Genomic DNA, 16,428 nt, shown 5'->3' on the forward strand with positions numbered 1-16,428 from the left:
CCGAGGCGCCTGTGGGCGAGCTTCCCGGCTCGGCGGAGGTCTTCGCCGAAGACGGCCCCGGCGTCTTCGCGCTCAAGGCGGAGATTCTGGCTTCCGGCCCCGCTTCGGCGCGGCATCAGGGCGAGGAGCTCGGCTCCTGGGAGTTCGTGGTCATTCCCGACGCGGCGCCCGTGGTCGAATTCGCCGAGACTCCCCGCGACGGGCGCCGTCAGGCCCTGACCTTCCGCGTCAAGGCGACCGACGATTACGGCGTGGCCCGCTCCTGGGTGGAGCTTCGCGCCGTGGAGGCGCCCGGTCCCCGGGCGGTCGCAGCGGAGGAGCTGCCGCGCGTCGATCTGGAGCCCGACCGCAAGGACCGCGACCTGCGCGTCGGCGAAACGGATCTGACCGAACATCCGCTGGTCGGGCTGGAGGTCGAGGCCGTCGCCTACGCCGAGGACGACGCCGGAAACCTCGGCGCGAGCCCGGCGGTCCGCTTCAAGCTGCCGGAGCGCATCTTCTCCGAGCCCATGGCCAAGGCCATCGTGGAGCAGCGTCGGGGCTTCGCGCAGGATTTCGAGTATGGCGCGCGGGCTCAGGATCTGCTCGAAGCCGCCATGGACGAGCCCGGCGACTACTTCACCGACCCCACGGCCTATCTGGCGGCTTCGGTGGCGCTGCACGGCCTCACGCGCGGCGTGGAGGAGGGGACCGCCCTCCAGGCGCGTCCGGAGATCCTGAGCCTGCTGTGGAAATCCGCGCTGCGGCTGGAGGAGGGAGGCCTCTCCAACGCCTGGGACGCCCTTCAGGCCGCCAGGCGCCGCCTTGAGGAGGCTCTGGAGCGCGGCGCCTCCGACGAGGAGATCGCCCGCCTGACCGAAGAGATGCGCCAGGCGATGAACGAATATCTCGACGCCTTGAGCCAGATGGCCCAGCAGAATCCCGAGGCCTTCCGCCAGCAGCAGCAACAGGGCGGCGGCGGCGGAGAGACCACCCGCGAGCAGCTGGAGCGCATGCTTCGCCAGATGGAGCAGACCGCCCGCGACGGCGCCCGCGGCGACGCGCAGCAGATGCTCGACATGCTGGCCGAGATGCTCGAGAACCTGCGGCCCCAGATGCAGGCGGGCGGCTCGGGCGGCGAAGGCGAGGGGCAGGGCGGCGATCCTCAGGCCGAGGCCCTCCAGGAGATGATGCGCCGTCAGCAGGAGCTCGCCGACGAAACCTTCCAGCAGGGCCGGGGCCAGCAAGGCCAGGGTCAGCAGGGGCAGGGCCAGCAAGGACAGCAAGGTCAGGGACAACAGGGTCAGGGTCAGCAGGGACAGGGCGGCCGACAGCAGGGCGGCCGGGGCCAGGGCGGTCAGGGATCGCCGGGTCAGGGCGGCCTCGCGGAGCGTCAGGGCGAGCTGCGCCAGGGCCTGGGCGAACTCGGCGATCTCGGCGAGGGCGACGCCGAACGCGCCGCGCCGCTGGATCGCGCCCGCGAAGCCATGGAGCGCGCCGAGCAGGCCTTGCGCGACGGAGATTCCCGCGGCGCGCTCGACGCCCAGTCCGACGCTCTGGAGGCTCTGCGCGACGGGGCGCGCCGTCTGGCCGAGCAGCGCCGGGCCGCGCGTCCGGGCGGCGAGGGCGAGTCGGCGGGGGGCGAATCGAGCGATCCCTTCGGGCGTCCGCGCCGGGCCCTCGGGTCCAACGACGGCGAGGGCGTCGAGCTGCCCGAGGAGCGCGCCAGCAACCGCGCTCTGGAGGTCCAGCGCGAGATCCGCCGCCGCTCCAGCGAGCGCGAGCGCCGTCTGGAGGAGCTGGATTATCTCAACCGTCTTCAGCGCCCCTTCTGAGTCGTCCGCCGAGGCCCCGGATCCGCGCGGTTTCCCGAAGCCGAACCTGCGGGTCCGGCGGATGGGCGGCTCAGGATATGTTGCACTGCAAAAGGGCGGGCGGAGCGCAGAGGACCGGGTTTTTCCGCCACCTTTTCATCATGGGTTTGAGCAATAATGTTATTCTCTTCCCGAATTTACGAAGGTTTATGTGGCTTTCCGGCCTCAGTCCCGTGTCTCCGGGGAAATCCTCCTAAAGTCGCAGGAAAAAACCTCTTGCGTTTTGTGCAACGCAAACATAGATTTTCCTCGTGGTCGCTGACCACCGCCCTTCCTGGGCGTTTCCTCCCTAGACTCGGGCCGCCATCAGGCGGCCTTTTTTTTGGTTCCGGTTTTCGTCTTGTCTCCGGCCCGGGCGCCGATCGCGCGCCGCAGGCCGTTTCAGGAGCCACGCCATGAAGATGGGCGTTTTGCAGACGGGCGAGGTGAATCCCGCCCTCGCCGTCGAGCACGGCGAATATCCCGAGATGTTCATGCGCCTCTTCCGCCAGGTGGACCCCGCGCTGGAGTTCCAGGTCTGGCGGACGGTCCATGGCGAGATCCCCGCCGCCCCCGAAGAGGCCGACCTCTGGCTGGTCACGGGCTCGCGTCACGGGGTCTACGACAAGCTCCCCTGGATGGAGCCGCTCAAGGCCTTCCTGCGGGCGGCCTACGCCGCCGAGCGGCCGATTCTGGGCGTCTGCTTCGGACATCAGATCCTCGCGGAGGCTCTGGGCGGCGAGGTGGTGAAGTCCGAACGCGGCTGGGGCATCGGCGCGCAGGACTACGCCCTGACCCGCAAGCCCGGCTGGCTCGAAGGCGCGCGCGATTCGCTGCGCTTCAACGCCGTGCATCAGGATCAGGTGGTCCGGACTCCCGCCGAAGCCGAGGTTCTGGCGGGCTCCGAGTTCTGTCCCAACGCGATCCTCGCCTATGGCGGCGCCGAATCGCCTCTGGCGATCTCGATCCAGGCCCATCCCGAATTCGACGACGCCTATGAAGGCGCCCTGATCCGCAATCGCGAGAGCCTCACCGAGGCGCAGCGCGCTCAGGCGCTGGCCTCGCTCGGCGGAAGCCTCGACGCCCTCGACTTCGCCCGGCGCGCCCTCGACGCCCTGACGCGCCGTCGCGCGCAGGCGGCCTGACATGGCCCTGCGCACGGACGAAGCGCCGGATGCGACGGCGCGCGGCACTCTGGTCGGCTTCGGCGCGGTGGTCCTCTGGGCGCTGCTGGTGCTGCTGACGCTCGGCTCGGGGGCCATGCCCCCCTTCCAGCGGACGGCCTTCTGCATGATTCTCGGCGGAGCCCTCGGGCTGGCCTGGCTGGCCTCGAAGGGCGTTTCGCTGAAGCGGGTCTTCACCCAGACGCCCCGGGCCTGGGCCATCGGAGTGGGCGGGCTCTTCGGCTATCACGCGAGCTATTTCTTCGCGCTCGGGCATGCGCCGCCGGTGGCGGCGAGTCTGCTGAACTATCTCTGGCCGCTGCTGATCGTGCTGATGGCGGGGTTCTCCACCGGCGAGCCTCTGCGGCCGATGGTTCTGGTGGGGGCTCTGCTGGGGCTGGCGGGCGCGGCGACGGCGGTCCTCGCCGAATCGGGCTTCCATCTGGAGATCGCGCCGGAGCATCTCGCCGGTTATGCGGGGGCTCTGGCGGCGGCGCTGATCTGGTCGAGCTATTCGGTGCTCTCGCGGCGCCATGGCGCGACCTCGACGGCGGCGGTGGCGGCCTTCTGCCTCGTGGCGGGGATTCTGGCGACCTTCTGCCACCTGCTCTTCGAAGCGGCGACGGTCTGGCCCGCTGATGCTCAAGCCTGGGGCTTCTTCATGCTCCTGGCGCTCGGGCCGATGGGCGCGGCCTTCTTCCTCTGGGACTACGGGGTGAAGAAGGGCGATCTGCAGACGCTCGGCGCCTTGTCCTATCTGACGCCCGCGCTCTCAACGGCGGCCCTGACTCTGGGCGGCTTCGTCGCGCCGCGCTGGTCTTCGGCGGCGGCCTGCGGCCTGATCGTGATCGGCGCGGTTCTCGCGAGCCGCGCCGGTCGTCATGCGCGGAAATGAAGGTCAGGCCTGCGCGTAGCGGGCGATCTCCTCTTTGAGGCGCAGCTTTTCGCGCTTCATGCTCTGGATTTCGAGGTCGTCGGCGGCGGGACGGTTCACGGCGGCGGAAATGGCGTCCTCCAGCGCCTTGTGCTTCTTCTCAAGCTCCTTGACATGATTCGCAAGGCTCATCGAGTCGTCCTCCTCTTTGTGGCAGGTCCGGAGATTACAGCATGATGACGCAGGCTTGTCGATGGTCCGCCGACTACATCCTAAGGTCTGGGGGCGGATGATGCGGAGAATTGATCCGATCCGCGCCGGGCGGCGCCCATGAGCGCGCGACGGCTGGTCGTGGGGGTTTCGGGCGCCTCGGGCAGCGTCTACGGCGTGAAGGCGCTGGAGATGCTGCGCGCTCTGGGGGTGGAGACCCATCTCGTGGTCTCGGAGGGCGGCGCCCTGACGGCGGCTCATGAACTGGGCTTCAGGCCCGGCGACTGGAAGGGCCTGGCGGATCATGTCCATTCGCCGCGGAATCTGGCGGCCTCCATCGCCTCGGGCTCCTTCCGGACGCTGGGGATGCTGGTGGCGCCCTGCTCGATGCGCAGCCTGGCGGAGATCGCCACGGGCCTGACCACCGGGCTGCTCGCGCGCGCCGCCGACGTGACGCTCAAGGAGCGCCGCCCCCTGGTCATGCTGGTCCGCGAGACGCCGCTTCATGCGGGGCATCTGAAGATGATGCTCCAGGCCACCGAGAACGGCGCGGTGATCATGCCGCCGGTCCCGGCCTTCTATGCGGGGATCAGGACCCTCGACGAGATGGTGGCCCAGACGGTGGGGCGGGCTCTGGACCTCTTCGGGCTCGATTCCCCCGAGGTGCGGCGCTGGGGCGAGGCGCCCCCCGAGGCTTCGCCGAAGGACTGAAGACAGGACAGCGAGTCTGGCTTGTCGCGGCGGAGGACGCGGCGTAAAGAAAGCCGTCAATGATCCCGAGCGGAGTCTTAAGGATATGTCCTCCTTCATCGCCGAGTCCCTGAGCCGCGTGAAGCCCTCGCCGACCATCGCCGTGACCAACAAGGCGGCGGAGCTCAAAGCGGCGGGCAAGGACGTGATCGGCCTCGGCGCCGGAGAGCCCGATTTCGACACGCCCGACAACATCAAGCAGGCCGCCATCGCGGCGATTCAGTCGGGCAAGACGAAATACACCGCCGTCGACGGAATCCCCGACCTCAAGAAGGCCATCTGCGCGAAGTTCAAGCGCGAGAACGGCCTCGACTACAAGCCTTCCCAAGTGACGGTCGGCACGGGCGGCAAGCAGGTGCTCTACAACGCCCTCATGGCGACGCTGAACCCCGGCGACGAGGTGCTCATCCCCGCGCCCTACTGGGTCAGCTATCCGGACATGGTTCTGCTGGCGGGGGGCTCTCCGGTGGTGGTCGAGGCGGGCATGGAGACCGGCTTCAAGCTCACCGCCGAGGCGCTGCGCGGCGCGATCACCCCCAAGACCAAATGGCTGATCTTCAACTCGCCCTCGAACCCGACCGGCGCCGGCTACACCCGCGCGGAGCTGAAGGCGCTCACCGACGTGCTGCTGGACTTCCCCCATGTCTGGGTGATGACCGACGACATGTACGAGCATCTCGCCTTCGCGCCCTACGAGTTCTGCACCCCCGCCGAGGTCGAGCCGAAGCTCTATGACCGCACCCTGACCGTCAACGGCGTCTCGAAGGCCTACGCCATGACCGGATGGCGCATCGGCTATGCGGCGGGCCCCGAGATGGTGATCAAGGCCATCGCCAAGATCCAGTCGCAATCGACGTCGAATCCCTCCTCGATCAGCCAGTGGGCCGCCGTGGAGGCGCTCAACGGGCCGCAGGACTACATTCCCATGTCCCGCGAGGTGTTCCAGCGCCGCCGCGATCTGGTGGTGAGCATGCTGAACCAGGCGGCGGGGATCCATTGCCCCACGCCGGAAGGCGCCTTCTACGTCTATCCCTCCATCGCGGGCTGCATCGGCAAGACCGCGCCTTCGGGCCGGAAGATCGAAACCGACGAGGATTTCGTCACCGAGCTGCTGGAGAGCGAAGGCGTCGCGGTGGTGCAGGGCGCGGCCTTCGGGCTTTCGCCCTTCTTCCGCATCTCCTACGCCACCTCGGACGCCGCGCTCGAAGACGCCTGCTCGCGGATCCAGCGCTTCTGCGCCGCGCTGAAATAAGCCCTTTGACGATTCAAGATGGAAACGCCTCCGGGAGACCGGGGGCGTTTTCCGTGTTCAGGCTTCCGCTTGCAGGGCGCGGAGGATCTTCAGAGCCTCTTCGGCCCGATCCAGCGGCGTGAAGACATGGTCATGGCGCAAGGCCGCGACCATGTTGCAGGGGATTCCCCGCGCCGCCAGAGCCTGAGCGACCGCCGCCGTCAGGCCGACGCCCTCCAGGGAGCTGAAGACCTTCAGGATGATCCAGCCCATGGGCGGCGAGGCCTCCAGGCCCAGAGCCTCGGCGGTTGCGGCGGGCAGCAGGAAGGACGGCCCCTCCGGTTCGCGGAAACTCGCCAGAGCCGCCGCCGCGCAGGCCCCCGTCAGAGCCTCAGGCGGGGCGCAAAACACGTAAGCGCCGGGCTGAAGCTTCGGGTTCAGGCCCGCGATCATGGCGCGGGCCTCACGGAGGACGGGGCCGCTCATGAAGCCGCCAGAGCTTCAAGCTCGGCGACCAGCTCCTCAGGGAGGTCGAGTCCGTCGCGGGCGGCCTCGGCGCGGGCCGCGAGGCGGCGAGTCCCCGGCATGCGGGCGCCGTCTTCGGCGTAGAGCGCCGCGAGCTCCGCCATGCGCTCGGGGAAGGCGGGCGAGGCCGCCGCATCCACGGCGATCAGCGTCTGTCCGAGATCCGGAGGCCCGCCCTCGGCGCTCACCACGCCCGAGGAGAAGGCGCCCAGGCTGGAGCCCACCAGACCCGCCGCCAGAACCTCCACCATCAGCGCCAGAGCCGCGCCCTTGGCCTCGCCCATGGGGGCCATGGTCCCGGCGAGGGCGGCCCTGGCGTCGGTGGTGGGGCGGCCTTCGGGATCGAAGGCCCAATTGTCAGGGATGCTCTCGCCGCGCCTGGCCGCGAGGATCACCTTGCCCCGCGCCACCCGCGAGACCGCCATGTCGATCACCAGAGGCGCGCCCTCGGGCAGGGGCGCCGCGAAGCAGATCGGATTCGTCCCGAGCAGAGGCTTTCTCCCGCCCCAGGGCGCGATGGATTTGCCCGCATTGCCGAAGAGCAAGGCGCAAAAACCCTGCTCCGCGAGTTGTTCGCAAGGACGTCCGCCCTGCCCGAAATGATGCGAGCGGGCGATGTAGGCCGCCGCGATCCCCTGGGTTCGGGCGATCTCCGGCAGGGCCTCCACCGCGAGATCCAGCGCAGGAAAGGCGTAGCCATGTCCGGCGTCGATGCGGATCAGGCCGGGGCGCAGGCGTTCGAGCTTCGGTTCGGCGAAGCCCTCCACCTTGCCGACCCGCGCCTGAGCGGCGTAGGCGGGCACGCGGGCCACGCCGTGAGTCTCCAGACCATCGGCGTCGGCGGCGACCAGAGCCCGGGCCGTCGAGCGGGCCTGAAGCGCGCCGACGCGGTTCGCCCGCAAGGCCCGGGAGCCGAGGTCCTCGGCGGCGGCGAGGCTGAGGCGCGTCATGGCTCAGGACTCCGGCTGGAGGATTTCGACTTCGGCGCCGTCGCGCACCGCCGTATAGAAGCAACTGCGGCGATTGGTGTGGCAGGCGGGGCCGGTCTGGCGCACGAGGAGCAACAGCGCGTCGCGGTCGCAGTCGAGGCGCATCTCGACCAGCTCCTGGATATGGCCGGAGTCGTCGCCCTTGCGCCAGAAGGCCCCCCGCGACCGCGACCAGTAGACCACGCGCCCCGTGCGCAGCGTCTCGGCGACGGAGGCGGCGTTCATCCAGGCCAACATGAGCAGTTCGCCGCTGACGTGGTCCTGCGCGACGGCGGGGATCAGGCCGCGCGAGTCGTAGGTCAGCGAGGCCGGGTCGAAGGGGGAGGGCATGGCGGCGGCTCCTGGAGGGATGCGGAAGTCGAGCGCCGCGAATCGCGGCCGCCAGATGCTTAGAGCATTTTCCAGCGAAGCCGGAACGGCTTCGCGTCGCGAAAATGCGACCAGACGATGGGAAGATTTTCCAGCGAAGCCGGAACGGCTTCGCGTCGCGAAAATGCGACCAGACGATGGGAAGATTTTCCAGCGAAGCCGGAACGGCCTCGCGTCGCGAACATGCGGCCGGACAAAAGGGAGAGGCCTTTGAACGCCCCGAATCTGGCCGGAAGACGCTCCCGTCCAGCGCGTCGCCTGCGCCAGGCCGGATCGCCGGATCGGGACGCCGCCCTTCCCGATCCGGGGCGCCCCCTAAAGGCGAATTCGGGCGGAACCGGGGCGATGATCCATGAACATTGCTCAAATTTATGAGAGAGGGGCGAATTTTCAGCCTGCCCCGGGGTTTCCTCCGGCGCGGCGCGGCCCTATCTTTGCAGGATCCGACCAGCCGGAAAGGCCGATCAGACCACAAGCCAGCCGGATCGTCTCCTTCGTTTTCGCGTTCTCTCCCCAGGCCTCCCAAGACTCCGAGGGCTCCGCCATGCGTTTTTCGTTCCGTTTCCTGACCCTGCTGCTTCTTGGCCCTCTGGCCTCCTTCGCGCCCCCTGCCGAGCGCGCCGAGGCCGCTTCCGCGCCTCTGGAGGAATCCCGCGAGGAGTCCCTCCGTCTGCGCGCCGCTCTGGAGCCCGCGCTCCCCGGCGGAGTCGGCGGCGGCTGGATGGCGGCGGCCCGCGTGGAGATCCTCGACGCCTGGCAGGCGCCGCGCCTCGTCCATGAGCGCCGCCTGACCCTCGCCGATTTCGACGCCGAGGGCGGCTTCGCCCTGGAGATCCCCCACAACGCTCCGGCGGGGGCGCGCCATCGCCTGACGCTGCGCGTGCTCTCGGCGGAAGGCCGGACGCTCTGGACCGCCGCCGCCGTCTGGGAGACGGAGGCGCAGAAGATCGGGGTTCGGGATCTCGGACGCCTGACCCTGAAGCGGGCCTGACCTCCGGCGATCCGCCCTCTGGGAATCGGGGGGAGAGGCGCTTATCCTGAGCCCTCAAGACAAGGGGCTCTTCATGTCCGACCTCTCCGCCGACCTCATGGCGCTCTACTCGAAGCGCATCCTCGCGCTGACCGCCGCCATTCCGCATCTGGGGCGTCTGGAGGCGCCGCAAGCCAGCGTGAGCCGTCGCGCGCCGCTCTGCGGCTCGACGACCACCGTGGACCTCTCCCTCGGACCCGACGGGCGCGTGGCCGCCTTCGCCCAGGAGCCCAGAGCCTGCGCCCTCGGACAGGCCTCCTCGGCGATCCTCGGCGGCGGGATCCTCGGCCGCAGCCCCGAAGAGCTCGCCGCCGCCCGCGACGCCCTCAAGGCCATGCTCAAGCAGGGCGCGCCGCCGCCCGAAGGCCCCTTCCATGATCTCGAAGTGCTGACCGCCGCGCGGGGCTACGCCAATCGCCACGCCTCGATCCTGCTCGCCTTCGAGGCCGCCGCCGAAGCCGCCGCCGCCGCGCAAGAAACGACGCCGCCCCCGGAGGCCGGGAGCGGCGCGTGAAGATCGGTCCTTGAATCCTGCGGTCCTGAAGCCCCCGTTTCAGGCGAACGTTCCGGAGGCTCGGGTCTCGGCGGGATTCCCGCGGACCCCGTCCGGCGCCCCTCGCGAGGCGCCGCGCGGCGATCAGATCATGTACTGGCCGCCGTTGGCGGAGAGCGTCGAGCCGGTGACGAAGCCGGCGTCGTCGGAGACGAGGAAGGCCACCGCGCGGGCGATCTCCTCGGGCTCGCCGAGGCGGCCCGCGGGGATCTGCGGAATGATGCGCTCCTTGAGCACCTTCTCGTCGATGGCGCGGACCATCTCGGTGCCGATGTAGCCGGGGCAGACGGCGTTGATCGTGATGCCCTTGGAGGCGCCTTCCTGCGCCAGAGCCTTCACGAAGCCGATGTCGCCCGACTTGGCGGCGGAGTAGTTGACCTGTCCGGCCTGGCCCTTCTGGCCGTTGACCGAGGAGATCACCACGATGCGGCCGAAGCCGCGGTTGCGCATGCCCTCCCAGACGGGGCGGGTCATGTTGAACAGGCTGTCCAGATTGGTGCGGATCACCGCCGACCACTGATCCCTGGTCATCTTGTGGAAGAAGCCGTCGCGGGTGATGCCCGCGTTGTTCACCAGCACCTCGACCGGGCCGAGATCGGCCTCGACCTGCGCGATTCCGGCGGCGCAGGCGTCGAAGTCGCTGACGTCCCACTTGTAGGCCTTGATGCCGGTTTCGGCGGTGAACTTCTGGGCGGCCTCGTCGTTGCCGCCGTAGTTCACGGCGACCGTATAGCCGTCCGCCTTGAGCTTCTTCGCGATGGCCGCGCCGATTCCGCGCGTGCCGCCCGTGACAAGAGCCGTTCTCGCCATGTGCAGTCCCTCCCCAGAAATTATGAAGATCTGGCGGAGGCGGCTTCGGCCGCCCCCGCAGGTCGAAAGGTCACTCGCGCTCGACGCAGAGCGCCACGCCCATGCCGCCGCCGATGCAGAGCGTCGCGAGGCCCTTCTTGGCGTCGCGGCGCTGCATCTCGTGGAGCAGCGAGACGAGGATGCGCGCGCCCGAGGCGCCGATCGGGTGGCCGATGGCGATGGCGCCGCCGTTCACGTTGACCTTGCTGGTGTCCCAGCCGAGCTCCTTGTTGACGGCGATGGCCTGGGCCGCGAAGGCCTCGTTGGCCTCGATGAGGTCGAGGTCCTCATGCTTCCATCCGGCGCGCTCCAGAGCCTTGAGCGAGGCGGTGATCGGGCCGACGCCCATGATCGCCGGATCCACGCCGGTGGTGGCCCAGCTGCGGATCGTGGCCAGAGGCTTCAGACCGCGCTTGGCGGCTTCTTCCTTGGACATCATCACCACGACGGCGGCGCCGTCGTTGACGCCCGAGGCGTTGGCCGCCGTGACGGTGCCTTCCTTGTCGAAGGCGGGGCGCAGCTTGGCCATGCTCTCCGGCGAGGCGTCGTGACGGATGTATTCGTCGTCGGCGATGGTGACGTCGCCCTTCTTGCCGGGGATGACGACCGGCGCGATCTCGTCCTTGAACTTGCCGGCCTTCTGGGCCGCGGAGGCCTTCTGCTGGCTCTTCAGGGCGAATTCGTCCTGCTCGGCGCGGCCGATCTGGAACTTCTTGGCGATGTTCTCGGCGGTCGTGCCCATGTGGTAGCCCTGGAAGGCGTCCAGCAGGCCGTCGCGGAGCATGGTGTCGAGGAGCTTCATCTCGCCCATCTTGACGCCGTTGCGCAGATAGGCGGCGTGCTGGGCCTGGCTCATGCTCTCCTGGCCGCCCGCGACCACGATGTCGTCGTCGCCGGTCAGGATGTGCTGGTAGCCGAGCGCCACGGCGCGGAGCCCCGAGCCGCAGAGCTGGTTGATGCCCCAGGCGGGCGTCTCGACGGGCAGACCGGCGTTGACCGAAGCCTGACGCGCCGGATTCTGGCCCTGTCCGGTGGTGAGGATCTGGCCGAGAATGACTTCGTCCACATCGGCCGGGCTGACCTGCGCGCGCTCGAGCGCCGCCTTGACCGCGATCTCTCCGAGCTTGTGCGCGGGCAGGCTCGACAAGGCGCCGCCGAAGCTGCCGACAGGCGTGCGCGCCGCGCCGACGATGACCACTTCCGTCATTGAGCTTTCTCCCTCAAGGGTGGCGCATTTCAGGAACGCCGGAGCACGCCTGAAGAGCGCAAGATAATTGCGTTCGCCTGGGCGGATACTGCGTCAGGGCGTCTGGAGCCGCAAGGGGGTTTCTGGCGCCGGGACTCCCTTTTCGCGGGGTCGCCTCCCGGGGGGGGAGCGGCCCGATCCTCGCCCGTACGCTCTGCGAAAAAGGCCGCCAGAGGCCCCCAGAGCTTCTCCGCGGCCCCGCCGCCGACGATCAGGCCGACATGCCCGGCGTTCGCCTCCAGCAGCCGGGCGCGGGGCAGGGCCTCCAGCAGGGGGCGCGTGGCCGCCGGGGGCGCGACGGCGTCCCGCGTCCCCGAGGCGATCAGCACGGGGCGGTCGTAGCGGCGCGGATCCACGCGGTCGGGACCCAGACGCCAGAGCCCCCGGCTCGGCTTGTTGCGCAGGAACCAGTCCTGGAAGGCCTCGCGCGCCACGCGGGGCGCCAGAGGCACGCCGTCGTTGGCCCAGTCCTCCAGCGCCACGAAGAGCCGCGCCTCGAAGCCGGAGAGGTCGAGGGCGGCGAAGTCGCGGAACTTGCGGGCCGCCGTCCAGGGGTCGCGCAGCGCGAAGAGCGTCTGGAGCGCCTCGCCCGGCGCCGCGCCGAAGACCGCCGCCGCCGCCTCCAGCCCCGCCGAGATCTCGGCGGACCTCCGCCTCAGCCCCTCCAGGCCGGGCATGTGCCGGAAGTCCCAGGGCGCCGCCGTCGCCGCGAAGCGCCGCGCCAGCCCCGGCTCCAGCGACAGCGCGCCGACGCAGAGCGCTCCCGCCATGCAATAGCCCATCAGCGCCGGAGGCTCGCCGCCGATCCGCGCCGCCGCCCGCAGCGCCGGCGCCAGACGCTCGCGGGCGTAGCCCTCCAGCCCGAGCCCGAGGTCCTCCGCCGAGGGCTCGCCCCAGTCGAGCAGCAGCGCCCTCAGGCCCGAACGGGCCATGCCCGCCATGAAGCTGCGTTCGTCGAGCAGGTCCAGAACCGTCGCGCGGTTCACCAGAGAGGGCGCCACCACCAGGACCGGGCCTTCTCCGCCGTAATCCAGCAGCCGCGCGCCGCCCGCGCTCCAGAGGACGGGCCGATCCAGACGGCGCGGCGGCAGGGGATGGCGCTGATAGGCCTCGACCCCCGCCAGCACCGCCGCCGCCTCGTCGAGCAGGGTCTTGAGCCGCTGGGGCGCCTTCGAGGGATCGGCGCAGGCCTCGGCGCGCAGCGCGAGGAAGGGGCCGAGCAGAGCCAGCGCGATGGGGATGGGCCAGCCGCGCCGATCCCGGCCCGGCGGCAGGGGAGGGGGAAGCTCATGCGGCGGACGCGAAGGCGCCTCGCCGTCCGGGGCGCTCCCGAAGGGAGGAGCGCGGGCAGGCGGAGCGGCGCGCAGCGCGGAATCCCCTTGAGTCACGACGTTCCCATCCTTGCGGCCGCCGCGCCCCTGTCGCGCGGATCGGGATTTCCTGTTGCAATTTTCTCTCGCAAATGCGAGATTCGCAGATAGTTTTCGCGCCGCCGAACGCCCGCACGAACGCCCCCGCGCCGGATCCCGCTTCAGGGCGCCTCTTCGCGTTCTCCGTTCAAGAAGGGCAACTCCGCCGTGTCAACCGCCGCATCCAAGTCCGAGCCGATCACCATCAAGAAATATGCGAACCGGCGGCTCTACAACACCGCCGCCAGCAGCTATGTGACCTTGGAGACTCTGTCGGGCATGGTCAAGGAGGGCGTGGACTTCGTCGTCTACGACGCCAAGACCGGCGACGACATCACCCGCTCCGTGCTCGCCCAGATCATCTTCGACGAAGAGGCCAAGGGCGAGAACCTGCTGCCCATCAATTTCCTGCGCCAGCTCATCCGGTTCTACGGCGACAGCCTCCAGGGCTTCCTGCCCGCCTATCTTGAAATGAGCCTCAACAGCTTCACGCATAATCAGGATCAGGTCCGCTCGCAGATGACCCGCGCCTTCAGCCCCGAAAAGGGCCTCCAGGCGATGCAGAACCTCGCCCGCCAGAACATGGACTGGTATCAGAAGACCATGAGCATGTTCGCCCCCTTCAGCATGATGGGCGGACCGGGCGCGCCCTCCATCGCGCCGCCGCCCTCCGCCGAGAAGCGCGAGGCCTCGCGCTCGGAGATCGAGGAGCTGCGCGCTCAGGTCGAGGCCATGGCGGCCGCCCTCGCGGCCATCGCCACCGAGAAGAAGGGCGGCTGAGCCCCCGACGCTCCGGCGGCGCATCGGCGCAGGAAGCCGGAGAAGGACATGAAGAAGGGGCGGCTCCGGGCCTGGAGCCGCCCCTTGTCCGTTCCGGGCGCCGGATCAGGCGGGGGCGAGCCCGCCCCGGCCGCCCCGATCCGGCGGCGGCGTTTCGCGCACCGGCAGATGGACCAGCGCCGAAAGGGCCCCCACGCCGACCCCCACCCACCACACCAGCGTGTAGGAGCCGTAGGCGTCGTAGAAGGCGCCGCCCAGCCAGACGCCCATGAAGCCCCCGAGCTGATGGCTCAGGAAGATCACGCCGTAGAGCGTGCCCATGTATTTCAGCCCGTAGAGATCGGCCACGATGCCTGATGTCAGCGGCACGGTCGCCAGCCAGAGCGAGCCCATCAGGGCGCTGAAGATCAGCACGGTGGTGGGGGTCATGGGAGTCATGATGAACCAGGCCCCGATGACGGTGCGCGCGGCGTAGATTCCGGCGAGCAGGTATTTCTTGCTGTATTTCGCCCCGAGCCTCCCCGCGACGATGGTCCCCACCACGTTCATCACGCCGATCACCGCGATGGCCTGAGCCCCCAGAGCCGCCGAGCCGCAGACCTCGGTCACGAAGGCCGGGAAATGCGCCGTGATGAAGGCCAGCTGATAGCCGCAGGAGAAGAAGCCGAGAAACAGCAGCCAGTAGGTCGGATCGCGGAAGGCGCGGCCGAGGACCTGGCCCATGGGCTCCTCCCGGGCGCTGGCGGCCCTGGGCGGCCCCTTCACGAAGGGCGTCAGCAGGAGCATGAGCAGGGCCAGCCCCGCGAAGACCGCCAGAGTGGCGCGCCAGTCGGTGAGGCGCTGGAGCCATTCCGCCAGAGGCGGCACGATCACCTGTCCCAGCGAACCCGCCGCCGTGACGAGTCCGAGGATCTGGCTGCGCTTCTCGGGCGGCGCGATGCGCCCCACCACCGCCAGCACCACGCCGAAGCCGGTGCCCGCCACGCCCATGCCCACCAGAAGCCCCGCGCCCAGCGCCTGACCTTCGGGCGTCAGGGCCATGGAGGAGACCCAGAGCCCCAGCGCATAGAACAGCGCGCCCGCCGTCAGGGCCTTGCGGTCGCCGTAGCGGTCGGCGGCCATGCTGAAGAGCGGCTGCGCCAGACCCCACACCAGATTCTGGATCGCCAGAGCGAAGGAGAACTCCGCGCGCGGCCAGTTCATCTCCTCGGCTATGGGCGTCTGGAACACGCCGAATCCGGCGCGCAGGCCGAAGGACAACAGAAGGATCGCCGAACCGGCGAGCAGGACGGGCCAGATCGGCGCGGCCGGATCTGCGGCCCGGGAGACGGGCGGAGCGGAGGCGGACATGAGGAGGCGGCCTTTCGAACAAGAGGCGTCCCGGAGGCGGCTGCGGCGTCGCTGGAGGCGTCTCGTCATGAGGAATCCGCAGAAGCTTAGACCGCCCTCGCCAGCCGCGCCACAGGATTTCCGCCAGCATTCCGGATGAGCCGGAGCCGCCTTTCCGGAAGCCGGATTTCCTTATCGGGAGAAGGCGGGTTTTCCGTCTCGCGGAACGCGCCTAGCCTGGCTTCAAGCACTTCCTCCCCGAATTTCCGATGATGGAGCCCATGATGACCTCGACGACGTGGCGCCGCGCCGCCTTCGCCGCTCTGGCCCTGACCGGGCTGGCCTCCGTTTCTCCCGCCGCCCTCGTCGCCGGGGCCGCCGACGCCTCCGGGGCGCTGGTGACCACCGAATGGCTCGAACGGAACCTCGGCGCGCCGAATCTGCGCGTCATCGAGGTGAGCGTCGATCCGGGCGTCTACGAGAAGGGCCATGTTCCGGGCGCCGTGAACTTCTCCTGGCATGCGGATCTCAACGACCATGTCCGCCGCGACGTGGTGAGCCAGGCGGATTTCGAGACCCTGCTCTCCAGGGCGGGCGTCACGCCCGAGACCACCATCGTGCTCTATGGCGACAACAACAACTGGTTCGCGGCCTGGGGCGCCTGGGTCTTCGACCTCTATGGCGTGGAGGACGTCAAGCTGCTCGACGGCGGCCGCAAGAAATGGGAGGCCGAGGGCCGCATCCTCGACAACCGCACGCCGGTCTACGAGGCGACGGGCTTCAAGGTCACGGATCCGGATCCGAGCCTGCGCGCCCGTCTCGCCGACGTGCTGGAGGTCGCCGAGGGCCGCGCCGAAGACAAGCTGGTGGACATCCGCTCCAACGACGAATTCACCGGCAAGATCTTCGCGCCTCCGGGCGCGGCGGAGCTGGCGGTGCGGGCGGGCCATGTCCCCGGCGCGGCCAACGTGCCCTGGGTCAAGGCGGTCAACGAGGACGGCACCTTCAAATCCGCCGAGGCCCTGCGCGAGCTCTACGCCGAGGCGGGAATCGACGGCTCGAAGCCGATCATCACCTATTGCCGCATCGGCGAGCGCTCCAGCCACACCTGGTTCGCGCTGACGAAGATCCTCGGCTACGACGCCCGCAATTACGACGGCTCCTGGACCGAATACGGCAATTCCGTCGGCGTGCCGATCAGCAATCCTTCGGGGACCATCTGGGCCTCGAAGTGATCGAAGCCCTGACGAAGGATGCGCCCTCCGCCTCGCGCGGAGGGCCTGACGGGC

17 protein-coding genes are annotated in these 16,428 nt (G+C 69.5%); 9 read left to right on the forward strand and 8 right to left on the reverse strand.

Going from position 1 to position 16,428, the window contains the following annotated elements:
- The 3 genes from PHN62_RS09040 to PHN62_RS09050 form a co-directional block, all read left to right on the forward strand.
- On the forward strand, positions 1–1,814 hold a 1,814-nt coding region (locus tag PHN62_RS09040; RefSeq protein ID WP_300149305.1), incomplete at its 5' end, for a DUF4175 family protein.
- 434 nt (positions 1,815–2,248) lie between these two features.
- Positions 2,249–2,977, forward strand: a complete 729-nt coding sequence (locus PHN62_RS09045) for a gamma-glutamyl-gamma-aminobutyrate hydrolase family protein (RefSeq protein ID WP_300149309.1) — start codon at positions 2,249–2,251, stop codon at positions 2,975–2,977.
- Position 2,978: 1 nt separating this feature from the next.
- Positions 2,979–3,890 carry an EamA family transporter gene (locus tag PHN62_RS09050; protein WP_300149311.1) on the forward strand — a complete coding sequence of 304 codons (912 nt, stop codon included), beginning with the start codon at positions 2,979–2,981 and terminating at the stop codon, positions 3,888–3,890.
- Positions 3,891–3,893: 3 nt separating this feature from the next.
- On the opposite strand, the gene PHN62_RS09055 is transcribed toward PHN62_RS09050, so the two are convergent.
- The gene (locus PHN62_RS09055) at positions 3,894–4,061 is read right to left on the reverse strand and encodes a DUF465 domain-containing protein (RefSeq protein WP_300149314.1); all 168 of its coding nucleotides are present in this window, start codon (positions 4,059–4,061) and stop codon (positions 3,894–3,896) included.
- Between the two features lie 138 nt (positions 4,062–4,199).
- Here PHN62_RS09055 and PHN62_RS09060 point away from each other — a divergent pair, with 138 nt between their 5' ends.
- A complete protein-coding gene (locus tag PHN62_RS09060; RefSeq protein ID WP_300149316.1) occupies positions 4,200–4,790 on the forward strand; it encodes a UbiX family flavin prenyltransferase in 591 nt (196 codons plus the stop codon).
- Positions 4,791–4,875: 85 nt separating this feature from the next.
- On the forward strand, positions 4,876–6,081 hold the full coding sequence (locus PHN62_RS09065; protein ID WP_300149318.1) for a pyridoxal phosphate-dependent aminotransferase: 1,206 nt from the start codon (positions 4,876–4,878) through the stop codon (positions 6,079–6,081).
- A 57-nt stretch (positions 6,082–6,138) separates the two neighbouring features.
- Here PHN62_RS09065 and PHN62_RS09070 read toward each other — a convergent pair whose 3' ends face one another.
- From PHN62_RS09070 to hisI, 3 genes are read right to left on the reverse strand one after another with little or no spacing between them, the layout of a single operon-like run.
- Entirely contained in the window at positions 6,139–6,546 is a 408-nt protein-coding gene (locus PHN62_RS09070; RefSeq protein WP_300149321.1) for an ACT domain-containing protein, read from the reverse strand.
- The gene (locus PHN62_RS09075; RefSeq protein ID WP_300149323.1) at positions 6,543–7,535 is read right to left on the reverse strand and encodes an Ldh family oxidoreductase; all 993 of its coding nucleotides are present in this window, start codon (positions 7,533–7,535) and stop codon (positions 6,543–6,545) included. The genes PHN62_RS09070 and PHN62_RS09075 overlap by 4 nt, the downstream gene beginning before the upstream one ends.
- Positions 7,536–7,538: 3 nt before the next feature.
- The gene (hisI, locus tag PHN62_RS09080; RefSeq protein ID WP_300149326.1) at positions 7,539–7,904 is read right to left on the reverse strand and encodes a phosphoribosyl-AMP cyclohydrolase; all 366 of its coding nucleotides are present in this window, start codon (positions 7,902–7,904) and stop codon (positions 7,539–7,541) included.
- 583 nt (positions 7,905–8,487) lie between these two features.
- Between hisI and PHN62_RS09085 the strand changes: the two genes are divergently transcribed.
- Positions 8,488–8,934 (forward strand): hypothetical protein, encoded by a 447-nt coding sequence (locus tag PHN62_RS09085; RefSeq protein ID WP_300149327.1) that lies wholly within the window; start codon positions 8,488–8,490, stop codon positions 8,932–8,934.
- A gap of 73 nt (positions 8,935–9,007) precedes the next feature.
- Positions 9,008–9,487, forward strand: coding sequence for an iron-sulfur cluster assembly scaffold protein (locus PHN62_RS09090; protein WP_300149329.1), 480 nt, complete (start codon positions 9,008–9,010; stop codon positions 9,485–9,487).
- A gap of 123 nt (positions 9,488–9,610) precedes the next feature.
- On the opposite strand, the gene phbB is transcribed toward PHN62_RS09090, so the two are convergent.
- The 3 genes from phbB to PHN62_RS09105 form a co-directional block, all read right to left on the reverse strand.
- Positions 9,611–10,336 (reverse strand): acetoacetyl-CoA reductase, encoded by a 726-nt coding sequence (gene phbB / locus PHN62_RS09095; RefSeq protein WP_300149332.1) that lies wholly within the window; start codon positions 10,334–10,336, stop codon positions 9,611–9,613.
- 70 nt (positions 10,337–10,406) lie between these two features.
- Positions 10,407–11,582, reverse strand: coding sequence for an acetyl-CoA C-acetyltransferase (locus tag PHN62_RS09100; RefSeq protein WP_300149335.1), 1,176 nt, complete (start codon positions 11,580–11,582; stop codon positions 10,407–10,409).
- A 29-nt stretch (positions 11,583–11,611) separates the two neighbouring features.
- Entirely contained in the window at positions 11,612–13,009 is a 1,398-nt protein-coding gene (locus PHN62_RS09105; protein WP_300149338.1) for a hypothetical protein, read from the reverse strand.
- 189 nt (positions 13,010–13,198) lie between these two features.
- Between PHN62_RS09105 and phaR the strand changes: the two genes are divergently transcribed.
- Complete coding sequence (gene phaR / locus PHN62_RS09110) at positions 13,199–13,810, forward strand: polyhydroxyalkanoate synthesis repressor PhaR (RefSeq protein WP_300149341.1); 612 nt, start codon at positions 13,199–13,201, stop codon at positions 13,808–13,810.
- A 105-nt stretch (positions 13,811–13,915) separates the two neighbouring features.
- Here phaR and PHN62_RS09115 read toward each other — a convergent pair whose 3' ends face one another.
- Positions 13,916–15,160 (reverse strand): MFS transporter, encoded by a 1,245-nt coding sequence (locus tag PHN62_RS09115; protein WP_300149344.1) that lies wholly within the window; start codon positions 15,158–15,160, stop codon positions 13,916–13,918.
- Between the two features lie 263 nt (positions 15,161–15,423).
- On the opposite strand from PHN62_RS09115, the gene PHN62_RS09120 reads away from it, so the two are divergent.
- Positions 15,424–16,374, forward strand: a complete 951-nt coding sequence (locus PHN62_RS09120) for a sulfurtransferase (RefSeq protein ID WP_300149346.1) — start codon at positions 15,424–15,426, stop codon at positions 16,372–16,374.
- Positions 16,375–16,428 lie beyond the last annotated feature (54 nt).

This window comes from Neomegalonema sp. (assembly GCF_028688855.1).
GTDB lineage: Bacteria > Pseudomonadota > Alphaproteobacteria > Rhodobacterales > Rhodobacteraceae > Neomegalonema.